Here is a 25,179-nt window from a genome sequence, read left to right on the forward strand (position 1 = left end):
TGATGAATGGATGTCAGCGGGCTGCGAACACAAGATCCAGAATGCGGTGGGCCACCGACAACTTGCTTCCGCTTGCCTCGCCCACTCTATCTCCGGCCGTGTTGATCACGACGACAGTGTTACTGTCTGTGGCGAATCCTTCGGTCCAACCCACACGGTTGAGAACAAGAAAATCGCAGCCCTTTCGGGAAATTTTTGCTCGCCCCAGTTCGACGAGAGCGTCATCGTCAGGTTCAGTCTCAGCGGCAAAGCCAACGATCACCTGATCGCGAGTTCGGTTGCTCGCCAGTCCCCGCAAGATGTCAGGATTCTCTTCCAATCGGAGTTCAAGAGTGCTCGAATCGCTGCGCTTCTTAATCTTGGACTGAGCGGTCTCCGCTGGCCGATAGTCGGCAACAGCGGCTGCCATCACCACAAGATCGGCGTGTACAACCTCGGCAACAACCGCCGCCTGCAGCTCTAGCGTCGAACCGACTTCAATAAAGTGAACACCGGGAGGGGCAGAAACCTCAAGATTGGCTCCGATAAGCGTGACGGATGCACCGCGCGCCGCCGCCGCGGACGCCAACGCAACCCCCTGCTTTCCACTCGAACGATTACCAATGAATCGCACCGGATCGAGAGGTTCACGGGTGCCACCAGCAGTAACGAGCACCGTGCGACCGGCGAGATCGTGAGAGGAAACCACCAACTCCAAAGCAGCAGAAACTATGTCGCTTGGCTCCGACATCCGACCGGGTCCGCTATCGGTGCCAGTCAATTGACCTGATTCCGGGCCAATGATGTGGATGCCGCGCGACCGCAGCGTCTCAATATTGGCAACGGTGGCCGGATTGAGCCACATTTCAGTGTGCATGGCCGGAGCGATGACGAGTGGTGCGGTGCTCGCCAAAATAGTGTTGCCGAGAAAGTCGTTGGCCTGACCGGTGGCGATTTTTGCGATCGTGTTCGCTGTCGCTGGCGCAACGATGATCAGATCGGCTGCTTTCCCGACGGCAACATGGCGAACTTCGTCAACGCCCTCGTACAGGTCGGTGTTGACCGGGTTGCGACTTATCGCCTCGAGCGTGGGGATTCCCACAAAGCGCAGAGCATTGCTCGTCGCAACAACATGGACATCGTGGCCAGCGAGCACAAGCTCGCGCACAACGGAGACAGCCTTGTAGGCAGCGATTCCGCCAGAAATTCCGACGACTACGTTGAGCGCGGTCACCGAAGTGGGTTCTATTCGCCGCTGAGGCGCTTGAGTTCGAGCTTGTTCTCGTTGATCTCGTGAAGAGCAACCGAGAGAGGCTTGTCTTCGATCGTGGAGTCAACGAGGGGTCCGACGTTGTCGAACAGGCTTCCTTCGTGAAGGTCTGCGTAGTAGTCGTTGATCTGGCGAGCACGCTTGGACGCGAAGATTACCAGCTGGTACTTCGAGTCAACCTTCGACAGCAGTTCGTCGATGGGGGGATCAATGATGCCCGAGTTCTTGTCAACCATGGGGGTGCTCCTTGGAGTCGGAAGTGGTCGCGCCAGCGGGCGCATCCATCAATTCTACGACTTCTTGAGCCGCTTGGCTTACTTCTGTGTTCACGACTTTCACATCGAACTCTTCTTGAGCCGCCAACTCGACCTTTGCGGTCTCTAATCTGCGCGCCTGTTCGGCCGCATCTTCGGTGCCGCGGCCAATCAATCGGCGAACCAATTCTTCCCAAGTGGGAGGCAGAAGGAAGACCAATAATGCCTCAGGCATGACCGAACGCACGGAGCGCGCACCTTGCAGATCAATCTCCAGGAGAACACGCTTTCCCGCAGCGAGAGCAGCATCGATTGGCGGACGCGGCGTGCCGTAACGGTAGGAATTGTGCACGATTGCCCACTCGAGAAGCTCATTACCGGCGATCATGGCGTCGAACTGTTCATCACTAACGAAGTAGTAATGAACTCCGTCAACTTCTCCCGGGCGGGGCTTTCGTGTCGTCGCAGACACGCTAAGCAAAACGTCGGGATGATTTTCCCGAATGTAGCTCGAGACAGTACCTTTGCCGACGGCTGTTGGACCAGCGAGCACGACGAGACGCGTGGGTTCCGGACCTTGACGATCGGAAAGGTACGCGGCGAGTCGGTCTCGCTGTTTCGGACCGAGACCACCGACGCGCTTACGCTCGGCAATAGCCAAATCTTCCATCACTGATTCAACCCTTGTCGGTCCCAACGAGGGAACACTGAGCAAGAGCTCGCGAACCAACAACCGAGCCTCAGGGCTATCTGGACTTGACCACGCTGTGCGTGCAACGCTCAGAGCGGTTCGTGCGCGCTCGGCAACTTCCCGTTTGACCGATGCGCGAGCTCGGCGGGCAGCAATCGCCGCGCGCGATGCAGCAGCTCTATCGACTGCTGGGGGTTCCGGGCGAGGTCCCATCAGCGCACCTGCTCACGAAGTTGAGAGCGTAACGAACGCAATTCGGAGGGAATCTGGCTCGCTCCCTCTTGGAGAACGCTTCGCGAGACCGTGACAATAGTGTTCACGACCGCTGGACCGTATAGTTCTCGCGCTTGCTCAACCAATGCTCCTTGAGCGCCAAAACCCGGGGCCAGTACCGGCACATCGATCAACTCTTCAACTCGCATGCCGTAGTCGGCGACGTTCACCGTTGCACCAACAACAACACCAAACGAGCCCAACCCGCTCTCCGAGTTGAGAGCACGAACATCTCGAACAACGCTGGCCGCAACCGTTGCGCCCTCATGCTCACCCTCAACAATGCGAGCAGATTGGATGCTCAAAGCTGAAGCGTTCGATGTCGCCGCAAGTACGAAAATCCCTTTGCCAGCGTTGCGTGCCAACTCAAACGGTCCTGAAAGTTCTGAAACGCCCTGGTACGCGACAGCCGTCATTGCATCAGCTTCCAGAGGAGATCCCGGAGTGAGCCACGCTTGCCCATACGCCTCTACCGAAGACGAGAGATCGCCACGCTTGACGTCGGCGATGACAAGCATTCCGGCCGAACGTGCCAAAGCGAAGGACTCTTCGAGCACCGCATAGCCGGCAGATCCAAAGCGCTCGAAAAATGCCACCTGTGGTTTGATCATTCCTACGTTGCCTGCTGCAGCATCCACCGCACGAAGCGCAAATTCGCGAACACCGTGCACATCATCGGAAAGCCCCCAACTCTCGAGCAAGAACGGGTGGGGGTCAACCCCCATGCAGACTCCCCCGAATTCCTCGAAGGTTTGCTCTAGTCGTGACGCGAAGCTAGGCATTGTTAGCAACTTTCTCCAGCTCGGCAGCGCGATCGAGGGCGTAATCCTGGAGAGAGCGAACATCGAAGCCATCACGGATGGCCTCAAACGAAGCTACCGCCGCCGCAAGTTGGGCCATGGTTGTGAAGATCGGTTTGTCGGCGGCGACCGTCGCTGTGCGGATTTCGTAACCATCGGCACGCGCGCTGCGGCCGCTTGGCGTGTTGATGACGACATCCACCTTGCCTTCGTTGATCATCTCCACGATCGACGGTTCCGCAGCGTCAACCTCTTGACCCATGAAGTATTTTCGCACCACTTGAGCCTCGATGCCGTTGCGCGCGAGAATTTCGGCGGTGCCTTCGGTGGCGAGAATCGTGAAGCCAAGCTGGCTGAGGCGCAGCACCGGCAGGATGACGGCTCGCTTGTCACGGTCAGCAACCGATACGAACACCGATCCGCTGTCGGGTAATCCACCATAAGCCGCCTCCTGGCTCTTGGCGAAGGCCTTCGGGAAGTTGGAGTCGATTCCCATGACCTCACCGGTCGAGCGCATCTCTGGGCCAAGAACGGAGTCAACAACCTGACCCTCAACCGTGCGGAAGCGGCGGAATGGCAACACTGCTTCTTTCACCGAGACCGGCGACGTCGATGGCACTTGCGAGCCATCGAGAATCGGCAGTAGGCCGCTATCGACGAGCGAACGGATGCTCGAACCGGCCATCACGAGAGCGGCAGCCTTCGCCAGCGGGATACCGAGTGCCTTCGATACGAAGGGAACGGTACGACTCGCGCGAGGGTTGGCTTCGAGCACATAAAGGATGCCCTGACCGATCGCAAACTGCACGTTCAGCAGACCGCGCACGCCGACGCCTTCAGCGATGGCGAGTGTTGCTTCGCGCACGCGATTGAGCACGTCGCGGCCAAGAGTGACCGACGGAAGGGTGCATGCAGAATCGCCGGAGTGAATACCGGCTTCTTCGATGTGCTCCATGATTCCGCCGACGTAAAGCTCAGTACCGTCATAAATTGCGTCGATGTCGATCTCGATCGCGTCATCGAGGAAGCGGTCAACGAGCAACGGTGAGCTCGGCGAGATGATCACAACGTCGCGCACCCGTTCGAAGTAGTCGGCGAGAGCTTCGGAGTCATAAATGATCTCCATGCCACGCCCACCAAGCACGTGCGAGGGACGAACGAGAACCGGGAACCCGATGTGCTCTGCGATCTCAATCGCTTCGGACTGGTTAGTGGCGGTGCCGTTCTTTGGTGCGAGCAGTCCAGCGTTGTCGAGAATCTCCGAGAACAACCCGCGCTCCTCGGCAAGGTCAATCGCCTCTGGTGTCGTTCCGAGGATCGGGATGCCTGCATCCTTGAGTCCCTGAGCGAGACCCAGAGCTGTCTGGCCGCCGAGCTGCACGATCACTCCGAGGAGTTCACCACTCTTGCTCTCTGCATGGATGATCTCGAGCACATCTTCGAGGGTGAGGGGCTCGAAGTAGAGCCGGTCACTCGTGTCGTAGTCAGTCGAGACCGTCTCGGGGTTGCAGTTGATCATGATGGTCTCGTAGCCCGCATCGGAGAGGGCGAACGAGGCATGAACACACGAGTAGTCGAACTCAATACCCTGGCCAATACGGTTCGGTCCCGAACCAAGAATGATGACCTTCGTCTTGTCGCTCGGGGCAACTTCAGTCTCGGAGTCGTAGCTGGAGTAGTGGTACGGGGTAAGTGCGGGGAACTCGCCGGCACAGGTATCGACCGTCTTGAAGACGGGACGTACGTTCAGGCCCCAGCGAAGATCGCGAATTTCTGCCTCGGTGGAACCACGAAGGTCAGCAATCTGCACGTCGCTGAACCCATGATTCTTGGCGTGAGTGAGCAGGGCAACAGTCAGCTTTTCTGCTTCGGCAATGTCAATTGCGACCTCGTTGATTAGCGCGATCTGGTCGATAAACCACGGGTCGATTTTGGTGGCATCGAAGACCTCTTCGGTCGTGGCGCCGGCGCGCATGGCCTGCTGCACCGTAACAATGCGACCGTCAGTAGCGATGGCCGACAGGGCAAGCAATTCCGTCTTGTCACCCACTTGACCGTTCCAGTGGAAGCTTGAATCTCGCTTCTCTAGTGAGCGAAGCGCTTTTTGCAGGGCCGTCGAATAGTTGCGACCGATTGCCATGGCCTCACCGACCGATTTCATGGTGGTCGTGAGGCGGGTGTCTGCCGCCGGGAACTTCTCAAACGCGAACCGCGGAACCTTGACCACGACGTAGTCGAGGGTCGGCTCGAAGCTTGCGGGGGTGACCTTGGTGATGTCGTTTGGGATTTCGTCGAGACGGTAGCCGATGGCGAGCTTGGCCGCGATCTTTGCGATCGGGAATCCGGTTGCTTTCGACGCGAGTGCGCTCGAGCGTGATACCCGTGGGTTCATCTCGATGACAATCACACGACCAGTCGCGGGATCGATAGCGAACTGAACGTTGCAGCCACCAGTGTCGACCCCAACAGCACGGATGATGTCGATGCCAATGTTGCGAAGGTTCTGGTACTCACGGTCTGTCAAAGTGAGCGCCGGCGCGACTGTGATCGAGTCACCGGTGTGAACACCGACCGGGTCAACATTCTCAATCGAACACACGACAACAGTGTTGTCTGACGTGTCGCGCATGAGCTCGAGCTCGTACTCTTTCCAGCCCAGGATGCTCTCCTCGAGCAGCACCTCGGTAGTTGGACTCTGGTGCAAGCCGTCGGTGACCATGCGGATCAGTTCCTCGCGAGAGTACGCAAACCCCGAACCGAGACCGCCCATCGTGAAAGAGGGGCGGATCACGAGTGGATATCCAAGATCCTCGGCGAACTCAACCGCCTCCGTAACTGTACGAGCGATGTACGACTTTGCGACGTCTGCCCCACAGTCGATCACGAGCTGCTTGAAAATCTGGCGGTCTTCTCCGCGGTTGATCGCTTCGAGGTTCGCGCCGATCAGCTCGACGTTGTACTTTTCGAGGATGCCGTGAGCGTCGAGCTCGATAGCCGCGTTGAGCGCCGTCTGGCCGCCGAGGGTCGGGAGCAGAGCATCCGGACGCTCCTTGGCGATGATCGACTCGATGACTTCCCACGTGATGGGCTCGATGTAGGTTGCATCGGCGAAATCGGGGTCGGTCATGATCGTCGCGGGGTTCGAGTTGACCAGGATGACCCGGATGCCCTCCTCGCGCAACACTCGACAGGCTTGTGTTCCCGAGTAGTCAAACTCTGCTGCCTGACCGATAACGATCGGGCCGGAACCGATGACCAGTACCGAGGAAATGTCTTGTCTCTTGGGCATTACTTGCTGTCCTTTGCGTTCTCGAGAACAAGGTCGCGGAACCTGTCGAAAAGATAGTTGGCATCGTGGGGGCCAGAGGCCGCCTCGGGGTGGTACTGAACTGAGAAGGCGGGGATGTCGAGCGCTCGAAGGCCCTCGACCACGTTGTCATTGAGGTTGACGTGGCTTACTTCGACGCGACCGAAGCCGGCCGGTGACTGGCTGATCACACCGACGGGGGCGTCAACCGCGAAGCCGTGATTGTGAGAAGTGATCTCAGTGCGGAGTGTGTTCACATCGACAACTGGTTGGTTGATTCCGCGGTGACCGAATGGCAACTTGTAGGTTCCGTACCCGAGGGCTCGGCCCAAAAGTTGGTTTCCGAAGCAAATTCCGAAGAACGGAAGTCCCTTCTTGAGGACGTCGGTGAGGAGGGCGACATGATCATCCGATGCAGAAGGGTCGCCGGGCCCATTCGAATAGAAGACTGCGACCGGGTTGATGGCGAGCAGCTCATCGAAAGTGACCGTCTGTGGCAGCACGTGCACTTCGAAGCCGCGCTCCGCCAAGAATCTCAGGGTGGATGTTTTCACACCGAGATCAAGCACGGCGAGACGCCCGATGCTGTCGCCGATCGCGTCGACGACATAGCTTTCAGCGGTGGACACCTCGGATGACAAGCTTCGGCCGGTCATCTGCGCTGTGCTGTTCACTGCGGCGAGCTGATCTTCGTGACTCAACTCAGCGTCAGCACCGGAAAAGATTCCGCCGCGCATTGACCCAGAATCACGCAAGCGCCGGGTGATCGCCCTAGTATCGACACCGCTGATGCCCACGATTGACTGCTCGGTGAGCTGGTCATCGAGGGAACCGTTTGCGCGATAGTTGGAAACAACGCGGCTAGCGTCGCGAACGACAAAGCCCGATACCCAGATGCGCGAGGACTCAGGGTCTTCGTCGTTAACCCCGGTGTTGCCAATATGCGGCGCCGTCATCACGACGATTTGTCCGGCATAGCTCGGGTCGGTGATCGTCTCTTGGTAACCGGTCATCCCTGTGGCGAACACGACTTCGCCAAGACGCTGGCCGCGGGCACCGTATGCCTGTCCGAGATAGCGAGTGCCATCTTCCAGTACGAGCACTGCTGCTTCAAAGGTCATGGGGCTGCCTCTCATTGCTGATGACACCGGCGAGGGCTTGTTCACAGGCCTCGGGGTCATCCATTCGGAAATAACTATCGACTGCTGTGCCATCGAGCGTCCACTCGATCACCTGCAATCCGTTGTTCTCGACGACACGGTCGATCGTCAAAGATGCCCGCGAAATGCCGCGCACGTCGGCGCGCGGTATCCACACATCGCGTTCGCCAGTGCGGAACACCGCGACGCCGTGGGGGTGCACCTCGATGCTGCAGTTGCCGCGGAAGCCCAGCGTGTGAACGGCAACACGATTGAGTTGATCTCCGCCGAGCGTCGTCGACACATACTTTCCCGTGAAGCTCGGGTGCGTGCCAGGCAAATCTGCTGGAGGCAGCTGGGGAACGCTGATGTGCGATTGGCGACGCTTGCGCGCGAACCACCCGGCAACCATCAGCCCCAGGAGTAGCGCGAGGAAAGCGACCACGATCAGCGTTGACACATCTTTAGACATTGTTGGCCTCCACGGTGGCAAGTCGCGCGCTCCGAGCAACTTCATCACTATCAACCAATTCGCCATCCCTCACGGTTTCATACCCGTTATGGATCGTAGTGAGCACGCGGCCGGGAAGCGTGCGCCCCAAATACGGCGAGTTCGTGCTCTTGCCGCGCAACGATTCGGTACTGAACGTCGATCGTGCACTCGGGTCAATCAGCACGAGGTTCGCTGGCGAGCCGAGCGCAAACGGAACCTGATAGCCGTCGAGACGCCCGATCTGTGCCGGCGCCTGTGAGAGTACGCGCGCGACATCTGCCCATGTCAACTGACCGGTATCGACAACGGCCTCTTGCACAACGTTCAGCGCTGATTCGAGACCGACCATTCCAAACGCTGCCTCTGCCCACGAACACTCTTTTGCCTCGGGAGGATGCGGAGCATGATCGGTAGCAACAATGTCGATGGTTCCGTCGGCGAGAGCCGCTCGTAACGCGTGCACATCCTCATCACGGCGAAGCGGCGGATTCACTTTGAATCGAGCGTCGTAGCCACGCACAAGTTCGTCTGTCAGCAGAAGGTGATGCGGTGTGACTTCTGCCGTTACCGCAATGCCGCGGGCTTTCGCCCACCGAATGACGTCAACCGAACCTGCCGTTGAGAGGTGACAAATGTGAAGCCGTGCTCCGACGTGCTCAGCGAGCAGTACATCGCGAGCGATGATCGACTCTTCGGCAACCGCCGGCCACCCGGCGAGACCAAGCTCGCTCGATACAGCGCCCTCGTTCATTTGGGCATCCACTGTCAGAGTCGGCTCTTGCGCGTGCTGAGCAACAACTCCATCAAACGTCTTCACATATTCAAGCGCTCGGCGCATGAGAAGCGCGTTGTGAACGCACTTGCCGTCGTCGGAAAAAACCCGGACACCCGCACGCGAGTTCGCCATGGCACCAATCTCAGAGAGTGTCGTGCCGCCAAGGCCCTCGGTGACAGCGCCGATGGGGCGCACTGTGGCATAGCCGTGGGTATCGCCCAATGACTGCACTTGCTCTACTACTCCGGCAGTGTCTTGCACCGGCATGGTGTTTGCCATAGCAAAGACGGCGGTAAAGCCGCCGATAGCCGCTGCCCGCGTGCCTGACAAGACGGTTTCGCTCTGTTCAAAGCCAGGTTCACGAAGGTGGGTGTGGAGGTCAACCAGACCTGGCAAGGCTTGAAGTCCCGAAGCATCAATGGTGCGATCCGCAGTGCTGTCGTCGGTAAAAACGCCCCGGTCAATGGTGAAGTCGGTGCGCTCGCCACTAGGCAAAGTTGCGTTGACAATTCTTATACTCAAGAGAGTCCTCTTCTCTGGGGTACTACACGGACGTCGGTGACAGAGGCTAGTTCTTCACTCATCGCTCTACAGCTCCGGACAGCAAGTGATACAGCACCGACATTCTCACTGAGACGCCATTTCTGACCTGATCGAGCACTGTCGACTGCGGCGAATCTGCCGCCGCAGCGGAGATTTCTAGACCGCGGTTCATCGGCCCAGGATGCATAACCATGCTACTGGCTGGAAGTGCACGCATTCGTTCGTCGTTGAGTCCCCACTGCTTCGAATATTCGCGAGCATTAGGAAAGAATGCGGCAGCCATTCGTTCACCCTGAACTCGCAACATCATGATGACATCTGGGCCCTTGGCAATCGCGTGATCGAGGTCATAGGACACTTCAACAGGCCACCCGCTGAGGTTCACCGGCAAGAGCGTGGCCGGGGCGACGAGAGTGACGTGCGCTCCGAGCGTTGTGAGTAGCCAGACGTTCGACCGGGCTACCCGAGAATGCACAATGTCGCCAACAACGGTGACGGTGACGCCGTCGAGATCCCGTCCGCGAGCGTTCGCACCATGAAGTCGGCGCCGAATGGTAAACGCGTCAAGCAGCGCTTGAGTGGGATGCTCGTGGGTTCCGTCGCCAGCATTGACAATGCCGGCATCGATCCATCCGCTGTCAGCGAGTGTTTTGGGCGCTCCAGATGCCCAATGACGAACGACCACAGCATCAGCCCCCATGGCGGCAAGAGTCTGAGCGGTGTCTTTGAGGTTCTCCCCCTTAGATACGCTCGAGCCCTTGGCGGCGAAGTTGATCACATCGGCACTGAGCCGTTTCGCTGCTGCCTCGAAGGAGATACGAGTGCGAGTGGAGTCTTCGAAGAACAGGTTGATGACGGTCTTGCCGCGGAGAGTCGGCAACTTTTTGACCTCACGCTCGCCAACAGCCGCCATGTCTTCGGCAACATCGAGAATCGCGATGGCTTCGTCACGTTGTAGACCCTGTGTTGTCAGTAGGTGCCTCATCCGATCGTCACCTCATCAGTGCCGTCGATTTCTTCCAGGCGCACATTAATGCGTTCTTCCATTGAGCTCGGAAGGTTCTTCCCTACGAAGTCAGCGCGAATCGGAAACTCGCGGTGGCCACGGTCAACAAGCACAGCTAATCGAACCGCTCTCGGTCGCCCTAGGTCACCCAGCGCATCAAGAGCAGCGCGAATTGTTCGGCCTGAGTAGAGAACGTCGTCAACGAGCACAACAGTCTTACCGTCGATACCACCACCGGGGATGTCTGTCGGGCCAGTTGCGCGAGTGGGGTTCTGAGCAAGGTCGTCGCGGTACATCGTCACGTCGAGCGCACCGGCGGGAATAACCGCAGAGTCGACGGAGTGGATGATCGTCGAGATTCGCTTCGCGAGAGTTACACCGCGGGTAGGGATACCGAGAATGACGAGATCGTCTGAACCGCGATTGGACTCAAGAATCTCGTGGGAAATACGAGTCAACGCTCGGGTGATATCAGCATGCTGCAGCACTGTGCGTACAGGCATTCTGACCTCCTTCCCCGCCTCTCTGGACGGAATTTAAAGGAAATCTGTTTCACCGACTATAGCGTGCTCACGACAGACTTATGAACCCCAGCGCTTGAGTAGGAAACGCTCAAGCAAGCCCACAAGGCTGTCGGTGGTCTTGCCAAGCACACCAAGCAGAATGATCGTCAAGAACAATCGATCGATCCGACCATTGTTCTGTGAATCAACCAGCAGATAACCGAGTCCCAAAGATGCTCCTAGCAGCTCGCCCGCCACCAGAAATAACCACGCCTGCGCCAGAGCAAGCCGCAGCGAAGAAATAACTGCAGGCACCACCGCTGGCAGCTGAACGAGACTCAGGAGGGCCGGGCCGGAGTAACCGTAGCTACGACCCAATTCCACTAGGTGAGCATCCACATGTCTGAGAGCGGACGCGACCGTTGTGTAGACAGGAAAGAACGCGCCGATCGCAATCAAAACAACTTTGGAATCCTCGTTGTAACCGAGGTAGAGCCCGAGGAGCGGAACCCAAGCCAGCGACGGGACTGCACGAAGCGCCCCCAACGTCGGGGCAAAAAAATCAGAGACGCGAGCGGACAATCCGACAACGGCTGCCAATGCCAAACCAACAATTGAGCCCATCGCGAAGCCAAGGATCACCCGTTGCGTCGAGATAGCAACATGCTGATAGAGCACTCCACGCTCGTAGAGATCTACGCCCGCTATCCAGACACTGAGGGGTGTTGGCAGTCGATAGCTCGCTACCACGCCGGAAGTCGCAATGATTTGCCACAGCACGATTAACGCAACAGGAACAACCGCACCCAGACTCATTGAGCGCACCAAGCGACGTCGGCGCTGTGGCGCTGCGGCAGAGATCGCCGGAACGGCCTCGACGTGGTTCACGTCGGGCCGCTCCAACACGCTTGAATCGTTACTCGGCGACACGGCTCGGATCCGCAGCATCGACATATGTGGTCTCGAAGAGTGAGGCGAGTGCATCGTCAATCTGTGATTGCGCAGCAACAGCACCAGAATCCACGAAAATTGGACCGATTATGTTCAGCACATCGAGCTGCTTCTGGCCCGGCGCGGGATCGATGGCAAGGTTGGTGCGCTCCAGCAGCACCGAGTTGGCGATGGGAAGATCAATACCCGCAACATCAGCGAAAATCGCTGCAGCATCATCGGGGTTATCTGCGGCCCACTGCCGAGCCTTCTCGTAAGCATCCACTACGAGTTGGGCGAGATCAGGGGACTTCTCGAGAAAACTTTCCGTCGCATTCAAGAACCCGTAGCTGTTGAAGTCAGGATTGTCATAGACGATGCGCGAACCCGCATTGACGACGGATGCACTCATCAGCGGATCAAGACCAGCCCACGCATCCACTGCACCCGATTCCAACGCCGTCTTACCGTCAGCGTGTTGAAGCTGGGTGATCGTAACTTCATCAAGGCCGATACCGAATTCTGCGAGAGTTTGAAGCAAGAAGAAATAGGGGTCGGTTCCCGCATTGGCTCCAATGTTCTTACCGCGCAGGTCCTCAGCCGATTGAATAGGCGAATCCGCGGCAACGACAATAGCGGACCAGTTTGGTTGCGAGTACACATCAACCGTTTTGATCGGTGAACCATTAGCCCGCGCCAGCAGTGCTGCTGAGCCAGCAGTCGAACCGATGTCAAGAGCTCCGGCGCGGAGAGCATCGTTCGCCGCTGCGGAACCGGATGACTGAATCCAGGTCACCTCGACATCATCGCCCAGGGTGTCTTCAAGCCAGCCCTCTTCCTTGATGATGAGACTCAGAGGGTTGTAGGTAGCGAAGTCAACAGCGAGGTGGTCACTGCTCCAGCCACCGTCGTTGTTTGCAGCCTCCGGAGACAGTGCGGAACCTTCACCGGCAACACAGCCAGAAATGCCAAGCGTCAACGCAACTGCGCCAGCGGCAAGGGGAGAAAAAAGTGAACGGCGAGACATGATTTCCTTCGTGGGTGAGTAAAGAAGCGGGGATTAGTGGGAACTGAGATGGTGGGTGGGAACCCCGAGGCCTTCAAGTAGTTCGGCCCGAAGTTCGGCAAGATCTCCGCTGCCGCGATCACGAGGGCGCACACCGGGGACAGTGACAGTGGCCCTGATACTCGAGCCCTCGTGTGCGGTGTCACTACCGACCGCACCAAGCAAAATGACGCGATCCGCTAAGTAGAGCGCTTCATCAACATCGTGAGTGACGATGACGATAGTGGCGGGTTCAGCAGCATGAAGCTCGAGAAGCAGATCTTGCATTGAGAGCCTCGTTAGCGCGTCGAGCGCTCCGAAAGGTTCGTCGAGAAGGAGCACGCCTGGCCGGCGGGCGAGAGCTCGCGCGAGAGAAACTCGCTGCGCCATTCCCCCCGAGATTTCCCGCGGGCGAAGCTGTGCAGATTCAGACAGTTTGACAAGCTCGAGGAGGTCAGCGACCCGATCGCTATCGTCGCTCGTACGCTTGCCACGAGGAAGCCCGACCTCGACATTTCGTTTGATCGAACGCCACGGAAGCAAACGAGGCTCTTGAAAAGCAATTGCCGAACGCGCGTCAAGACCGGTAACGGGTGCACCGCCGATGCTGATTGCGCCACCGGTTGGTGAATCCAATCCACCGATATGGCGCAACAGCGTTGACTTGCCGCAGCCAGAGGGCCCGATGAGGGCAACAATTTCTCCGGCGCTGATGTCGAGATCGATGTTGTTGAGAACACGGCGCTCGCCAAACCTTCGCGAGAGATCGCGAATAGTGACGGACAGCGCATCGGCTGCCGTGCTGCGGCGGGGGGATGAAGAACTCATCCCTGAACGCTAGAACTCCTCGGCGACAATGGCGATCTGCGCCGTAACGTAGCGTCACGCAACTGCGTAACGCTACGTCACAATAGAGCTAGTTACTCGCTACTGGCCGCAATGCGACCGAGCAAACCGTTGATGAAACCTGCTGAATCTTCAGTGGAGTGAACCTTGGCCGATTCGACGGCTTCAGAAATCGCGACACCGGTGGGAACATCATCGTTGTACAAGATTTCCCAGAGACCGATACGCAATAGAGCGCGATCTACCGCGGGCATCCGGTTAAGGGGCCACCCCTGCGAATAGGTCTCGATGAGTTCATCAATCTCGTCACCGTGAGCGGTAATCCCTAAGACAACTTGCTGGGCGTACGCCCACGAGGTTGCCCGTGCCGGATCGTTCATCGCACGGAGTGACTCTGCTGCCAACGCTTCGTTGATGCTTTCGCCACGAACATCGGCACCGTACATAAGGTCAAGCGCGCGCTTACGCGCCTTGCTGCGTGCCCCCATTTACTCGTTCACGCGGCCGAGGTAGCTACCATCGCGAGTATCAACCTTGACGCGGGTGCCCTGCTCGAGGAACAAAGGAACCTGAATCTGATATCCGGTTTCGACGGTCGCAGGCTTGCTGCCACCGGTCGAACGGTCGCCCTGAAGGCCAGGCTCCGTGTACGTGATCTCCAGAACAACGGATGCCGGGAGCTCGACGTAGAGAGGGTCACCGTTGTGGAGAGCGATTACCACGTTCTGGTTCTCGAGCATAAAGTTTGCGGCATCGCCAACAGCTTCAGCACTCAACGTGATCTGGTCGTAGTCGCTCGTGTTCATGAACACGAAATTTTCCATGTCCTTGTACAGGTACTGGAATTCGGAACGGTCAACCGTCTCGGTCTCGATCTTGGCGCCAGCGTTGAATGTGCGGTCAACGGTCTTACCCGAACGCACGTTCTTCACCTTGGTTCGAACGAAAGCGCCACCCTTGCCGGGCTTGACGTGTTGGAACTCGATAACGGTCCACAATCCACCGTCCATGTTGAGAACGACGCCGTTCCTGATGTCAGCGGTAGAGGCCATGCGTAAATCCGTTTCTGTTAACGAGCAAAAGCGCGAGTAAGTCGCGAAGGCGACAAATGCGACGTTCGAGTCTAACTGAGTCGACGAGCAACCGCGTCGAGGGCGAGAATGTACGATTCGAAACCGAATCCGGCAATCACTCCGGTTGCCACACCAGAAATCACGCTCGTGTGACGGAATTCTTCTCTGGCGTGTGGATTCGTGATGTGCACCTCCACGAGCGGGAGCCCTGCGCCAGTGACTTGAGCTGCAGCATCCCGCAGAGCGTACGAGTAGTGAGTGAAAGCAGCAGGATTCATGATGACCGGCGATCCTGAATCGACAGCCTCATGGAGCCAAGAAATCAGTTCTGTTTCGCTGTCGGTTTGGCGAAAGTCGAGCACAACATTTTCTCCATTGGCCAGCCCTCGGGTGTGAGCTTCAAGAGCGGATTGCAGCTCGCGAAGCGTTCCCCCACCATAAACATCAGGCTCTCGACTGCCGAGCCTGCTGAGGTTGGGCCCATTGAGGACAAATACTGTAGTCACCGCTCCACTCTAGCGAGGCACGAGCCCGCTAGACCCCGACTTCCTGATAGGCGGAGTACAGCATCGCTTCGTCGGGGCCATTCAACATGGATGTGCGGCCGACAGAGTCGAGCACCACAAAACGAATCATTCCCGCCCGGGCCTTCTTATCGCGCTGCATAGTCGCGAGAAGAGTGTTCCAACGACCGAGGGGGTAATCGATGGGCAAGCTGAGCGACTGCAGGATGCTCCGGTGCCTGTCGACAACTTCAGAACTGAGCGATCCAGCGAGGTGGGCTAGTTCCGCAGCAAAAACCATTCCGACGGACACTGCAGCGCCGTGACGCCAGCGGTAACGCTCGGCATGCTCAATTGCGTGACCAAGAGTGTGCCCGTAGTTCAGAATCTCTCGAAGACCGGTCTCCGTGAAGTCTTCGCCAACTACACGAGCTTTCAGTCCGATCGACAATTCAACAACGCGCCGAAACTGTTCAGAATGTGGATCGATGACCTTGTCGACGTCAGCTTCAATGATGTCAAGAATTTCGGGCTCACCGATGAATCCGCACTTGACGATCTCAGCGAATCCGGCCAAGATCTCGTTGCGAGGAAGGTCTTCTAACACGTCGAGGTCCGCGACCACAGCGCTCGGGGCATAGAACGCTCCCACAAGATTCTTGCCTTCAGCAGTGTTGATTCCGGTTTTTCCACCCACAGCAGCGTCAACCATGCCCGCGACACTCGTTGGGCACTGAATGAGCTTGATTCCGCGCAGCCAGGTGGCGGCGACAAAGCCAGCAAGGTCAGTCGCTGCTCCCCCGCCGAAACCAATCACAGCATCGGTGCGAGTGAAATCGGTCTGACCCATGATCTGCCAGCAAAAAGCGGCAACTTCGATCCGCTTGGCGTCTTCGGCATCCGGAATCTCCGCAAGAAGTACCTCGTAGTTCTCCGAGAGCGACTCGCGCAGTGCATTTGCTCTCGCACCAAGCGTCGGCGGGTGAATGATCAACACCTTTGTTACTCGCGGACCTAGCTGCTCAGCGAGCTTCGGCAGCAGGCCTCGGCCGATGAGAACATCGTAGGGGCTCGTTCCAGGGACCGGGATGATCGTGGTTTCAGTCATTGCTGTTGGGTTCCCAACCAGTCGGCGATCTCGCGCGCAACTTTCTCCATAGGCTTAAGTGAGGTATCAATCGTGAGAGAAGCAAGCTCGTCATAAATAGGACGACGGGCTTCGACGAGCTTTTCCCATTCATCAGCGTTATTGGCCAATGGCCGTTTACTTCCGGCAATCCGCAGGCGCGCGGCAGCCTTCGACATCGTCAATTGCACAACGCGGTGGGACGCAAGGTCAGCACGCGTCTCGAGGTTCAGCACCGCTCCCCCACCCAGAGTGACGACGGCAGGTTCGAGTAGTGCGTTGGCGACGGCTTCGCGCTCTCGCGCACGAAAATATTCTTCGCCAAATTCTGCGAATAGTTCAGGGATGGGGCCGTGTGAGGCGACGACAACCTTGTCAGTGTCGACAAGGGGCACATCCAAAATTTTGGCTAGTCGCTTGCCTGCTTTAGTTTTTCCTGCACCGGGCGCCCCAATGATGACAACGATCGCTCCGCCATCATTGAGCATACGTAGCCCCGGTGGTCTGGAGCGCATCAGGGATCGCGGCTAGGTATGCCTCGAGGTTTCGCTTAGTTTCGCCAAGCGAATCTCCACCAAATTTTTCGAGCACTGAGTTCGCCAGAGTGAGCGCAACCATCGCTTCCGCTACCACGCCCGCAGCGGGAACGGCACACACATCCGAACGCTGATGATGCGCCACGGCTGCTTCGCCCGTCGCAATATCCACCGTTCGAAGAGCACGAGGAACCGTCGAGATTGGCTTCATGGCGGCACGAACACGCAAGACAGTGCCGGTAGACATTCCGCCTTCGATTCCGCCGGCACGGTCACTCTCTCGAGAGATTCCGTCAGGCGAGTGCACAAGTTCATCGTGCGCGACTGAACCACGACGTGCAGCTGTCTCGAAACCATCCCCGACTTCGACGCCCTTGATCGCTTGGATGCCCATGAGTGCGGCAGAAAGCTGCGCGTCGAGACGACGATCCCAGTGGGTGTACGAACCGAGTCCCGGTGGCAAGCCATAGGCGAGGACTTCGACGATTCCCCCGAGGGTGTCGCCATCTTCATGGGCGAGATCGACCTCAGCAACCATTTGCTCAGATGTCTCGGGGTTGAAGCACCGCAAAAGGTCGGCGTCGAGGGTCGCAACATCGCCGGGTGTTGGCAGTGCGCTTCCTGCTGGCACCCGAACCGTACCAATCGACAGAGTGTGACTAACGAGATGAATTCCGAGACCGTCGAGGAACGCGCGCGCAACGGCCCCGAGAGCAACGCGAGCTGCAGTTTCGCGTGCGCTCGCTCGTTCGAGAACGTTACGGGACTCGGCAAAGTCGTACTTTTGCATCCCTGTGAGGTCGGCGTGCCCCGGACGCGGACGCGTGAGGGCGGCGCCGCGCCCCTTGGGCAGAGTCTCTGGGTCGACGGGAACCGGACTCATCACTTCGACCCACCGAGGCCATTCAGTGTTACCGATGCGCAACGCAATGGGGCTACCCATCGTGGCACCGAAACGGATTCCCCCACTCAGCGTGAGCTCATCCTGCTCAAACTTCATGCGGGCACCACGGCCATAGCCGAGCGTACGACGCACCAAGTCCGCCTGAATTTGTTCAGGTGAGATGGGCACGCCCGAAGGCATCCCCTCAAGAATTGCGACCAATTCTGGGCCGTGAGATTCACCGGCCGTTAACCATCGAAGCATGCGTCAATCCTCCCACACGAGATGACGCCACATTTTACGCAGTGCTGGATCACCGTCCCAGTGAACTCGCCGTACCTGTTGCTAGACCTCGTCGCGAATCGACGGCGTCTCAATTGCGGCACGCATCGAGTCAATCGCATCCGCCTCATGCGCCAGCGGCACATCTGGCGTTCCTGAGGCAAAAATACGTACTTGAGCAATGGCCTGATTGATCAGCAAATCATGACCAGAAATTACTGTTCCGCTTGCAGCCATCCAGCTGTGCGCAATGTCGCTCGGCCATGGGTCATAGGCAACATCAAAGAGGGCTGCTTGCTTGCGCACAGCCTCAGCGAACTCAAGATCTATGGCCCCGCCAGGGACCGTTGTGACAACAACAGAGGGAATGTCGGCCGCCCGAGCCGCATCGTGCCATTGTCGAACAATAATCGTTGCACCGAGCGACTCGCCAAGCACCTTGAGGGGTTCCGCTTTTGCTGGGCGGCGCGCGAAGATGACGATCTTTTGCGCGCCGAGACGAACAGAAGCCACGAGAAGCGATGCGGCAGTGGCACCTGCCCCCAGAATCCAGACGGATTCCAAGCTCGACAATCCGGCATCGAGAAAACTGCGCATGGCGCCCTCGACGTCCGTGTTGTAGCCACGGAGACCGGCATCCGTCACTACGACAGTGTTTGCCCCTCCAACGAGCTCAACAAGCGGGTCAGCCCAATCGAGTAGTGGAACGACATCGCGCTTGAGAGGCATCGTCAGTGACAGTCCACGCCAGCGTCCATCGAGAGCCGCAAGAAACGCGGGCAGAGACTCTTCTGACAGATCGATTGCATCGTATTCCCAATCGAAACCGAGAGTTTTGTACGCCGCACGATGGATTGCCGGGCTCAACGAGTGAGCGATGGGAGAACCGAGAACGGCAAGCTTCGATCGGGCGGATCCCGCGGCCGGAACACGTGAGCTGTCTAGCAATAGCTGCCATTCTCTTCGCTCTCGGCGCACCAATCGCGAAGCTGCTGGGCTGCAGCCTCATGGTCGTCAACATTGCTGGTGAAGACCGTCTCCCCTGTCGCCAAGTTGATCGGAACGAAGAATAGCCAGTCGCCGGCGGCAGGGTTCAGGGCAGCATCGATCGCCAACTCGCCGGGGAGACCAATCGGTCCGACAGGCAGACCGGGATTGGCGTACGTGTTGTAGGGATTGCTGGCATCAGCGCGTTCGGAGTCTGTTGTCCACACCGTGTGGAGATTTCCGGTGCCATAGGCGACGGTCGCGTCGGACTGAAGCAACATCCCCTGATCGAGTCGGTTGTAGAAGACACGGGCAATTTTGTAGAAGTCGTCGGTATTGGGGCCGGCTTCGCGCTGGACAAGCGCTGCCATTGTCAGAATTCGGTAGCGGTCTTCAACAGGGACACCCGCTGCATCCAACTTCTCGTACATGGTGTTGACCATCAGGTCGAGTACGACGTAGGGGTCTTGGCTGCCGTCGAGTTCGTAGGTTGCAGGGAACAGGTAGCCCTCAAGGCTGACAGCTTCGGCGGGAAGCCCAAAGTGTGCGAGATCTTCGGATGCCGCCTGCACATCAGCGAGGGCAATGCCGGTGGTTTGGGAGATGATTTCGAGCGCGTCGGGCAAGGTTGTGCCCTCGGTGATCAAGACTCTGTCGGTTACCTTGTTCTCTGGGTCAAGCAGAGCATCAAGTGCAGATTGAGCACTCATCTCCTTTTGAAGGGAGTAGTTTCCTGGAAAGAAGGCTGGGTCCGTTTCTTGCGCAAGCAACAGATCGTAGAACGCATCGAAGGTCATCGTGACGCCAGCAACATTAAGGCTCCGCGCGATATCGGATCCGATATCACCCGAGTTGACGGTGACGATAACTTCCTCGCCGTTGCCACTTCCTTCAAAGTCGTTTGGCAGTTCCCAGCCGAGCACTTCGCGGATCTTCTCTTCGTAGTTGACCCACGCAAAAGTTGCGACTGCAGCACCGGCGATGGCAATAACAAGAATCGGGAGCCCAATGATGAGCCACCAACGACGCTTGCGTGGTAGGCCTCCTGGTGTCGAACCGTCAGTTTCCGGAGCAGCTTCTGCGGTCCTCCCCCGCGATGCTTGCGCCTCGTGAGCCGCTCGCGCTTCGCGCCGGGTCAGTGGCTGTTCGCCAGCGCCTACTACCGGAGTAGAGGATTCGGTGCTTGCCGCGCCATCGGCACGTTCGGTGCCATGCGAGGCCGCGGCGCGAGCCGACTTCGGTGCACTTTCACCGGGTTGATCGTTGAAGATATCTTCCCAGTTCGGTTCATCGGCCATGGTTCAGGATCCTAGCGTCGGTTCGACAAGTTCTCCGGGCAATCGCGCCGCTGAGCGCTCGAAGTCGAGGGCGTGTTGCAAAATTATAACGGCGGCAACCTGATCGACGACCGAGCGAGAATTTTTTGCGGTGCGACCGGATGCCCGCAGCGCAGTATGCGCACTCATCGTGGTCATCCGCTCATCTACGAGCCGCACGGGCAAATCGGAGCTATCGGCAAGCTGTTGAGCGAATTCTCGAGCATCACCGGTTGACGCAGTATCCCGTCCAGAAAGAGCGATGGGGAGGCCGACGACCAGTTCAACAGCCTCGTATTCCTTCGCGATAGCCAGCACTCTTGTGATACTTGCTTGTGCGCGCTTCACCGTCTCTACTGGGGTCGCCAACATCCCGTGAGGGTCGCTTCTCGCAACCCCGACCCGAACTTTTCCGACGTCAATACCGATTCGAGTACCTGAGCGCATGGACTAAGCGGACAGAGTCGAGACGATAAGTGCGAGAGCGTCGGGAATCGAAGCGGGGTTTGCGCCACCACCCTGTGCGATGTCTGGCTTGCCGCCACCGCCGCCACCGAGCACCCCTGCTGCCGCCTTGGCCAGTGCCCCAGCGGCGAGACCATGAGCACGAGCCGCCTCATTGGTCGCGACAATGACGGCAGGCTTTTCGCCAATTGTGGCAGCAAGTGCTACGACAGCAGCCTTCGAGCCGAGCCGCTCACGAACTGACTGGACAAGTCCACGAAGGTCATCGTTTGACGGAAGCTCGCCAACATTCTCGACGACGGCCTTCACCGAGCCCAGCACTTGCGCTGTCTCGACCAAGGCCGGTACGCGCTGCGAGAGCTGGCCAGCCTCAAGCTGGGCAATCTTGCGCTCGGCTGCCTTAAGGTTTGCCATCAGTTCGGCAATCCGATCAGGCAATTGCTCCTTAGGCGTCTTCAAATTGGCAGTAAGTTCTGAGACGATTGCGCGCTCCGCTGCAAAGTTTCGGAATGCGCTCATGCCGACGAGGGACTCAACGCGGCGGTTTGACGATCCGACCGACGACTCACCAACGAGCGAAATAAGTCCGATCTCAGCGGAACGGGCAACGTGGGTGCCAGCACACAACTCGAGCGACCAAGGTCCACCGATTTCGACAACGCGAACCGTATCGCCGTACTTCTCACCAAACAGCGCCATCGCGCCGAGGTCCTTGGCGTCATCGAGTGCCATGATTCGTGTCGTGACTTCGAGGTTGTCACGCACAGCAGTGTTCGCGACTTCTTCAATCTCAGACTTTGTCTCAGCCGAGAGAGCCTGCGACCACGAGAAGTCCAGACGCATGTAGCCAGCCTTGTTGTATGAACCAGACTGGTGAGCATCCTTGCCCAAAATTTGACGCAAAGCTGCGTGGATGACGTGGGTTGCCGAGTGCGCTTGAGTTGCGCCGCGACGCCAATCGGCATCCACGATCGCTGTTGCAGCGTCTCCGACGCCGACCTCACCGGACGTCACTTGCACCTTGTGGCTGATGAGTCCCTTTACCGGGCGTTGGACGTCGAGAACCTCTAGGTGGTAGCTGGCACCAACAATCGCACCCGCATCCGCTTCTTGACCACCGGATTCGGCGTAGAGCGACGTTTCGGCGAGGATCACTTCAGCGACTTGGCCGGATGTCGCTTGCGATACCGAGACGCCGTCGACGATGATCCCGAGAACGCTAGATTCGGTTTCAAGATTTTCGTAGCCGGTGAAGGTGGTCTCGCCGAGCGCGCGGAAGGCGCCGTAAACCGACAGGTCAGCAAGGAATTGCTTTTTGGAGCCTGCGTCTGCTTTTGCGCGATCGCGCTGCTGTTTCATGAGCGAATCAAAAGCTTCGCGGTCCACCGATAGTCCAGCTTCGCCCGCCATCTCCAGCGTCAGGTCGATGGGAAATCCAAAGGTGTCGTGCAGGAGGAATGCGGTGTCACTAGGCAGTTCCGAAGCGCCGGACTTCTTGGTGTTTTCGACCGCAGTGTCAAGGATCGTTGTTCCGCTAGCGAGCGTGCGCATGAAGGTATCTTCTTCGGCGAGAACGACGCGCGAAATGCGATCGTAGTCTTTCTCGACTTCGGGGTAGGCGGCCTTCATGGCATCCCGCGACTCGGGAAAGAGTTCAGCGAAGGTGGTTCCTTCAACCCCAAGCAGGCGCATGGCGCGCACTGTGCGGCGTAGTAGGCGCCGCAGCACGTACCCGCGACCTTCGTTGCTGGGAGTAACGCCATCCGCAATGAGCATGAGGCTCGAACGAACGTGGTCAGCGACTACGCGCAGTCGAACGTCAGCTTCATGGTCAGCGCCGTAAGTGCGGCCAGAAAGTTCTGCGGCCTTGTCGAGCACGGGACGGACTTGGTCGATTTCGTACATGTTCTCGACGCCCTGCTTGAGGAACGCAACGCGCTCCAGGCCCATGCCGGTGTCAATGTTCTGCTTGGGCAGTTCGCCGAGGATCGAGAAATCTTTGCCTTTACCTTCGCCACGGAGGTACTGCATGAAGACGAGGTTCCAGATTTCAACGTAACGATCGTCGTCGGTGGCTGGGCCGCCATCGGCGCCGTAAGCAGGGCCTCGATCGAAGAAAATTTCCGAACAGGGTCCAGCGGGACCTGGCTGGCCTGTTGACCAGTAGTTGCTGTCCATCCCGAGTCGCTGAATGCGCTCGTCAGGAAGCCCTGCGGTCTCTTTCCAATAGGCGACAGCATCGTCATCGTCTTCGTAAACGGTGACCCAGAGGTCCTCTGCGTGAAAACCAAGTCCCCCATCGGCCTCGGGAAGCGTGAGGAACTCCCAGGCAAACTGAATGGCTTCCTTTTTGAAATAGTCGCCGAAAGAAAAGTTTCCGTTCATCTGGAAGAACGTTCCGTGACGCGGTGTCTTGCCGACTTCTTCGATATCGAGCGTTCGGATGCACTTCTGAACGCTCGTTGCGCGATCGAACGGCGCCGGAACGAGGCCCGTCAGATAGGGAACGAAGGGAACCATGCCCGCGACAGTGAATAGCAGCGTCGGGTCATCGCTGACGAGCGAGGCTGAAGGAACAATAGTGTGACCACGGTCGCCAAAATAGGTCAACCAACGGTTCTGAATGTCTGCGGTCTGCATGGGATCCCCGGGAACTCAATAATGCGGCCCGAGGGCCCTGATTTTCTTACTTAGAACGCTGCGAAAAGTCCGAGAGAGCTTCTTCTGCCTCGCCCACTGCTGCGCGAAGTTCTGCTTCACGCTCGCGGTAGCCATCAACAACGGCACTCGTGAACTCGCGTGCCTTGCTGTCAACCTCAGAGAAGAACTGCTTGCCCTCAGGTGTCTTCGCGACTTGGTGGGCTGCGACGAAACCGACGGCAATACCTACAACGAAAAGAACGGCGCCTTTCATAACTTCTCCTTCAGATTTGGGTGCGAGAGCGGTACTAGAACCGTACTAGCTTAGGCCGTGCGAAAAGGTCAGCGACGGCGCTTCGGGCGGATGCTCAGCACAGCGGCACGCACTCCGGCACTGAGGCCAGCGATCTTGATCAAAGGGCCGCCGACGGTTGCGGCTGCTAGTGCGACCAATGCTGAGACATTCCCGGTGGTTTCTTCCACATTCTGAGTGATCGCATCGACGCGAGCCAATTGGCGATTCGTCTCCGAAATCGTGGCCGTTGCCTCAGTCAACATGGGGTCCAGATTGTCGCTGACTCCACGTATTGCGGAACTCGTTTCGTCGAACACCCTTCCCAACTTGAGCAAGGGAACGGCGAGCAACCCGACAAGGACTGCGAATACTCCTGCCGCGATAAGCCCTGCGATATCTCCGCCAGTCATGCCTGCTCCGATCCGTCTCAGAAAAAGTGGTGGTTACACGCTATTCGACAATCGCACCAACATCCCGCCAAACGCAAAAAAGGGCCGGAGCATAAGCCCCGACCCTTTCGTGCGTTAGTTAGCGTGCTGCGTAGTACTCAACAACGAGCTGAACTTCACAGGTCACGGGAACCTCGGCGCGCTTCGGGCGACGTACGAGACGTGCCTGCAGCTTGTCGATTTCAACTTCGAGGTAACCAGGAGTCTTAGGCAGAACATCCACGTGTCCACCAGCTGCGGCGACCTGGAAGATTTCCATGCCCTCGCTGCGAGCCTTGACGTGCATGAGCTGTCCCGGCTTGACGCGGAACGAGGGACGGTCAACGAGCTGGCCGTCAACCAGGATGTGGCGGTGAACGATCATCTGACGAGCCTGAGCGGTCGTGCGAGCGATAGCCGAACGAACGAGCAGTGCATCGAGACGCATTTCGAGCTGCTCAACCAAGTTCTCACCGGTTAGGCCGGCGGTCTTGCGAGCTTCCTCGAACTGAATCTTCAGCTGAGCTTCACGGATTCCGTACTGGGCCCGTAGACGCTGCTTCTCGCGAAGACGAACAGCGTAGTCACTGTCCTGCTTGCGCTTGGTGCGGCCGTGCTCACCGGGAGCATAGGGGCGCTTTTCGAGGTACTTTGCAGCCTTCGGCGTGAGGGCAATGCCCAGTGCACGCGAAAGGCGAGTCTTGCTGCGGGTACGTGACTTAGTAGACACAAGATCCTTTTCGATTGATTCAAGTAAGAACACTCTGGTGATTACTCGCACGCGAACGCGC

The 25,179-nt window shown here is 58.1% G+C and carries 26 protein-coding genes; all 26 read right to left on the bottom strand.

Annotated features, from left to right (window positions below; genetic code table 11):
* Positions 1-13 precede the first annotated feature (13 nt).
* Entirely contained in the window at positions 14-1,213 is a 1,200-nt protein-coding gene (gene coaBC / locus AC1ENN_RS07405) for a bifunctional phosphopantothenoylcysteine decarboxylase/phosphopantothenate--cysteine ligase CoaBC (RefSeq protein WP_480405754.1), read from the bottom strand.
* A gap of 11 nt (positions 1,214-1,224) precedes the next feature.
* Positions 1,225-1,485: a DNA-directed RNA polymerase subunit omega gene (rpoZ, locus tag AC1ENN_RS07410; protein WP_009772249.1), complete on the bottom strand. Its 261-nt coding sequence runs from the start codon at positions 1,483-1,485 to the stop codon at positions 1,225-1,227.
* A complete protein-coding gene (gene gmk / locus AC1ENN_RS07415) occupies positions 1,478-2,407 on the bottom strand; it encodes a guanylate kinase (RefSeq protein WP_480390792.1) in 930 nt (309 codons plus the stop codon). Before gmk ends, rpoZ begins: the two co-directional genes overlap by 8 nt.
* Positions 2,407-3,249: an orotidine-5'-phosphate decarboxylase gene (gene pyrF, locus AC1ENN_RS07420; protein ID WP_449646722.1), complete on the bottom strand. Its 843-nt coding sequence runs from the start codon at positions 3,247-3,249 to the stop codon at positions 2,407-2,409. Before pyrF ends, gmk begins: the two co-directional genes overlap by 1 nt.
* Positions 3,242-6,556 carry a carbamoyl-phosphate synthase large subunit gene (carB, locus tag AC1ENN_RS07425; protein WP_480390793.1) on the bottom strand — a complete coding sequence of 1,105 codons (3,315 nt, stop codon included), beginning with the start codon at positions 6,554-6,556 and terminating at the stop codon, positions 3,242-3,244. Before carB ends, pyrF begins: the two co-directional genes overlap by 8 nt.
* Positions 6,556-7,695, bottom strand: a complete 1,140-nt coding sequence (carA, locus tag AC1ENN_RS07430; RefSeq protein WP_449646724.1) for a glutamine-hydrolyzing carbamoyl-phosphate synthase small subunit — start codon at positions 7,693-7,695, stop codon at positions 6,556-6,558. Before carA ends, carB begins: the two co-directional genes overlap by 1 nt.
* On the bottom strand, positions 7,685-8,185 hold the full coding sequence (locus tag AC1ENN_RS07435; protein ID WP_449646725.1) for a PH-like domain-containing protein: 501 nt from the start codon (positions 8,183-8,185) through the stop codon (positions 7,685-7,687). The genes carA and AC1ENN_RS07435 overlap by 11 nt, the downstream gene beginning before the upstream one ends.
* On the bottom strand, positions 8,178-9,503 hold the full coding sequence (locus AC1ENN_RS07440) for a dihydroorotase (RefSeq protein ID WP_449646726.1): 1,326 nt from the start codon (positions 9,501-9,503) through the stop codon (positions 8,178-8,180). The genes AC1ENN_RS07435 and AC1ENN_RS07440 overlap by 8 nt, the downstream gene beginning before the upstream one ends.
* A 58-nt stretch (positions 9,504-9,561) precedes the next feature.
* Positions 9,562-10,509, bottom strand: a complete 948-nt coding sequence (locus AC1ENN_RS07445; protein ID WP_480405755.1) for an aspartate carbamoyltransferase catalytic subunit — start codon at positions 10,507-10,509, stop codon at positions 9,562-9,564.
* Complete coding sequence (gene pyrR, locus AC1ENN_RS07450) at positions 10,506-11,033, bottom strand: bifunctional pyr operon transcriptional regulator/uracil phosphoribosyltransferase PyrR (protein WP_449646728.1); 528 nt, start codon at positions 11,031-11,033, stop codon at positions 10,506-10,508. The genes AC1ENN_RS07445 and pyrR overlap by 4 nt, the downstream gene beginning before the upstream one ends.
* Positions 11,034-11,111: 78 nt before the next feature.
* Positions 11,112-11,939, bottom strand: coding sequence for an ABC transporter permease (locus tag AC1ENN_RS07455; RefSeq protein ID WP_480405756.1), 828 nt, complete (start codon positions 11,937-11,939; stop codon positions 11,112-11,114).
* A 10-nt stretch (positions 11,940-11,949) separates the two neighbouring features.
* Complete coding sequence (locus AC1ENN_RS07460) at positions 11,950-12,990, bottom strand: aliphatic sulfonate ABC transporter substrate-binding protein (protein ID WP_449646730.1); 1,041 nt, start codon at positions 12,988-12,990, stop codon at positions 11,950-11,952.
* Between the two features lie 33 nt (positions 12,991-13,023).
* On the bottom strand, positions 13,024-13,836 hold the full coding sequence (locus tag AC1ENN_RS07465; RefSeq protein WP_480405757.1) for an ABC transporter ATP-binding protein: 813 nt from the start codon (positions 13,834-13,836) through the stop codon (positions 13,024-13,026).
* A gap of 92 nt (positions 13,837-13,928) precedes the next feature.
* Positions 13,929-14,342 (bottom strand): transcription antitermination factor NusB, encoded by a 414-nt coding sequence (gene nusB, locus AC1ENN_RS07470; protein ID WP_449646732.1) that lies wholly within the window; start codon positions 14,340-14,342, stop codon positions 13,929-13,931.
* The gene (gene efp / locus AC1ENN_RS07475; RefSeq protein WP_449646733.1) at positions 14,343-14,906 is read right to left on the bottom strand and encodes an elongation factor P; all 564 of its coding nucleotides are present in this window, start codon (positions 14,904-14,906) and stop codon (positions 14,343-14,345) included.
* A gap of 71 nt (positions 14,907-14,977) precedes the next feature.
* Positions 14,978-15,433 (bottom strand): type II 3-dehydroquinate dehydratase, encoded by a 456-nt coding sequence (locus tag AC1ENN_RS07480; protein ID WP_449646734.1) that lies wholly within the window; start codon positions 15,431-15,433, stop codon positions 14,978-14,980.
* A gap of 28 nt (positions 15,434-15,461) precedes the next feature.
* Entirely contained in the window at positions 15,462-16,538 is a 1,077-nt protein-coding gene (aroB, locus tag AC1ENN_RS07485) for a 3-dehydroquinate synthase (RefSeq protein ID WP_449646735.1), read from the bottom strand.
* Positions 16,535-17,044 carry a shikimate kinase gene (locus AC1ENN_RS07490; protein WP_449646736.1) on the bottom strand — a complete coding sequence of 170 codons (510 nt, stop codon included), beginning with the start codon at positions 17,042-17,044 and terminating at the stop codon, positions 16,535-16,537. The genes aroB and AC1ENN_RS07490 overlap by 4 nt, the downstream gene beginning before the upstream one ends.
* Positions 17,034-18,239, bottom strand: a complete 1,206-nt coding sequence (gene aroC, locus AC1ENN_RS07495) for a chorismate synthase (RefSeq protein WP_449646737.1) — start codon at positions 18,237-18,239, stop codon at positions 17,034-17,036. Before aroC ends, AC1ENN_RS07490 begins: the two co-directional genes overlap by 11 nt.
* An 81-nt stretch (positions 18,240-18,320) precedes the next feature.
* Complete coding sequence (locus AC1ENN_RS07500; protein WP_449646738.1) at positions 18,321-19,205, bottom strand: shikimate dehydrogenase; 885 nt, start codon at positions 19,203-19,205, stop codon at positions 18,321-18,323.
* Positions 19,199-20,542: an endolytic transglycosylase MltG gene (mltG, locus tag AC1ENN_RS07505; RefSeq protein ID WP_449646739.1), complete on the bottom strand. Its 1,344-nt coding sequence runs from the start codon at positions 20,540-20,542 to the stop codon at positions 19,199-19,201. Before mltG ends, AC1ENN_RS07500 begins: the two co-directional genes overlap by 7 nt.
* A gap of 3 nt (positions 20,543-20,545) precedes the next feature.
* Positions 20,546-21,007 (bottom strand): Holliday junction resolvase RuvX, encoded by a 462-nt coding sequence (gene ruvX / locus AC1ENN_RS07510; protein ID WP_449646740.1) that lies wholly within the window; start codon positions 21,005-21,007, stop codon positions 20,546-20,548.
* A gap of 3 nt (positions 21,008-21,010) precedes the next feature.
* Positions 21,011-23,665 carry an alanine--tRNA ligase gene (gene alaS / locus AC1ENN_RS07515; RefSeq protein ID WP_480405758.1) on the bottom strand — a complete coding sequence of 885 codons (2,655 nt, stop codon included), beginning with the start codon at positions 23,663-23,665 and terminating at the stop codon, positions 21,011-21,013.
* Between the two features lie 46 nt (positions 23,666-23,711).
* Positions 23,712-23,939, bottom strand: a complete 228-nt coding sequence (locus tag AC1ENN_RS07520; RefSeq protein WP_449646742.1) for a hypothetical protein — start codon at positions 23,937-23,939, stop codon at positions 23,712-23,714.
* 68 nt (positions 23,940-24,007) lie between these two features.
* A complete protein-coding gene (locus AC1ENN_RS07525; protein WP_480390803.1) occupies positions 24,008-24,370 on the bottom strand; it encodes a DUF948 domain-containing protein in 363 nt (120 codons plus the stop codon).
* Between the two features lie 118 nt (positions 24,371-24,488).
* A complete protein-coding gene (gene rpsD, locus AC1ENN_RS07530; RefSeq protein WP_010202678.1) occupies positions 24,489-25,118 on the bottom strand; it encodes a 30S ribosomal protein S4 in 630 nt (209 codons plus the stop codon).
* Between the last annotated feature and the right edge of the window lie 61 nt (positions 25,119-25,179).

Source organism: Rhodoglobus sp. G.S.23 (assembly GCF_056675935.1).